Annotated in this window: 2 protein-coding genes; one reads left to right on the top strand and one right to left on the bottom strand. The window is 60.7% G+C overall.

Annotated features, from left to right (window positions below):
- Window positions 1–757, top strand: a 757-nt coding sequence (locus tag AC5Y7V_RS31310) for an IS256 family transposase (protein WP_499883784.1), incomplete at its 5' end; no start/stop codon positions are given.
- 189 nt (window positions 758–946) lie between these two features.
- Here AC5Y7V_RS31310 and lipP1 read toward each other — a convergent pair.
- Entirely contained in the window at window positions 947–1,885 is a 939-nt protein-coding gene (lipP1, locus tag AC5Y7V_RS31305; RefSeq protein ID WP_499883783.1) for a LipP1 family hormone-sensitive lipase, read from the bottom strand.
- Window positions 1,886–2,017 lie beyond the last annotated feature (132 nt).

Here is a 2,017-nt window from a genome sequence, read left to right as displayed (position 1 = left end):
AATCCACCTGAAAGTCCGCCTCGAGCAGGAAAAACTCTGCCTGCTGGTAATGCTCGGGGTCCGCGCCGACGGCCGCAAGGAACTCGTCGCACTCACCGACGGCTACCGCGAATCGACCGAGTCGTGGGCCGATCTGCTGCGCGGCTGCCGCCGCCGCGGGATGCGCGCCCCGGCGTTGGCGGTCGGCGACGGTGCGCTCGGGTTCTGGAAGGCGCTGCGGGAGGTGTTCCCCGACACCCGCGAGCAACGCTGCTGGTTCCACAAGCAAGCCAATGTTCTTGCTGCGCTCCCGAAGTCGGCGCATCCGGGCGCGTTGGCGGCGATGAAGGAGATCTACAACGCGGAGGACATCGACAAGGCCCAGTTGGCGATCGCGGCGTTCGAACGCGACTACGGCGCGAAGTACCCGAAGGCGGTGAAGAAGATCACCGACGATGCCGACGTGCTGCTCGAGTACTTCCGGTATCCAGCCGAGCATTGGGTGCACCTACGCACCACCAACCCGATCGAATCCACCTTCGCCACAGTGCGATTGAGGACCAAAGTGACCAAGGGCCCGGGTTCGAGGGCGGCGGGGATGGCGATGGCCTACAAGCTGATCGAGGCCGCGCAGTCCCGGTGGCGGGCGATCAACGCGCCACACCTGGTCGCGCTCGTACGGGCCGGCGCTCTGTTCCACAAGGGCAAGCTCCTCGAACGGCCCGTCGATATCACCCCCGAACCGTCACCTGATTCGCCGGTGTCCGAGGTCGCCTGACGACCCTCGATCCACAGGATTTGACTATTTCTCAACCGCGTTCAATCACCCGGGCAGTCAAACCCATTCTTCGGGATTTGATGAGTTGGTACAGGCCACTGAAGCCGGCTCCGACGATCAGCATGTCGATGTACTTGGGGCTGTGCATAGTTGTTGTCCTCAGTGAGTGGTCGATTCGAGGGGTGCAGGTTACGCGGAAAGTGCAGTGCGCAGGCGCTGTCCGATCTCTGCGGCAACATCACGCGCAGCGCCGATGGCCGCGGGAAACGAATAGAAGCCATGAATCAGAGACGGATAGGGCAGGTGTTCGGCAGGGGTGCCGGATCGCTGTAGTGCAGCGACGTAGGCAAAACCTTCGTCGCGCAGTGGGTCGAAGCCAGCTGTGATCACCGTGGCGGAGGGGAGGCCGGCGTGGCTCTCTGCAAGAAGTGGAGACGCGTAGGGTTCACTTGCCCTGTCTGGATCGGGGAGATAGTGCGAGTAGAACCAATCAATGTCTGTTTTCTCGAGCATGTATCCTTCGGCATTGTCCACGCTCTTGGAGGGGTACTCGGTATCCGTTAGATCGATGTTGGGGTACAGCAGTGCCTGGTGCGCAATCTCGGGGCCGCCGCGGTCTCTCGCCATCAGAGTGACTACAGTGGCCAGGTTCGCACCTGCACTGTCGCCCGCCACAGCGAGTCTCTTGGGGTCGACGTTAACCTCCGCAGCGTGTTTAGCTACCCAGGTAATTGCAGCGAAACAGTCTTCAGGCGCTGACGGGTACGGATGCTCCGGAGCTAGGCGGTATCCAACGGATATGACCACCGCCCCAGCTTCGTTGGCAATCAGCCGACAGCCTTGGTCGGCAGTTTCGATAGATCCGATTACGAATCCTCCACCATGAAAGTAGACGACGGCGGGGAACGGGCCCACTCCCTGCGGGGTGTAAATCCTGACGGGAAGGTCTCCTGCGGGTCCTGGGATTGTGCTATCGATTACCGAATGCAAAGGCAGGCGCTCGCCCTGGGCGAAGATCGGGTCTGGAACTCTCAGACGAGCCTCCAGGACACTTCCTGCACATAGGGGAGGAAGGTTTTGACTGGCAACAACTGCCAGGATGGCGGCTGCATCCTTATCCAGCTTCACAGGTTACTCCTTGCAAGTTGTTCGTGTGGACAGCAACACCGACTCCGCTGTATGTCACGCGGAATCTGATGCTTGTCAGCGCTTCTGGACAGATCTCAAGGATTGGATTTCGACGAAACTGTAGTTTCGTAC

The organism is Mycobacterium sp. NGS34 (assembly GCF_059812845.1).
The sequence above is the reverse complement of the archived record's forward strand: the minus strand, read 5'-3'. Positions and strand labels throughout refer to the sequence as shown.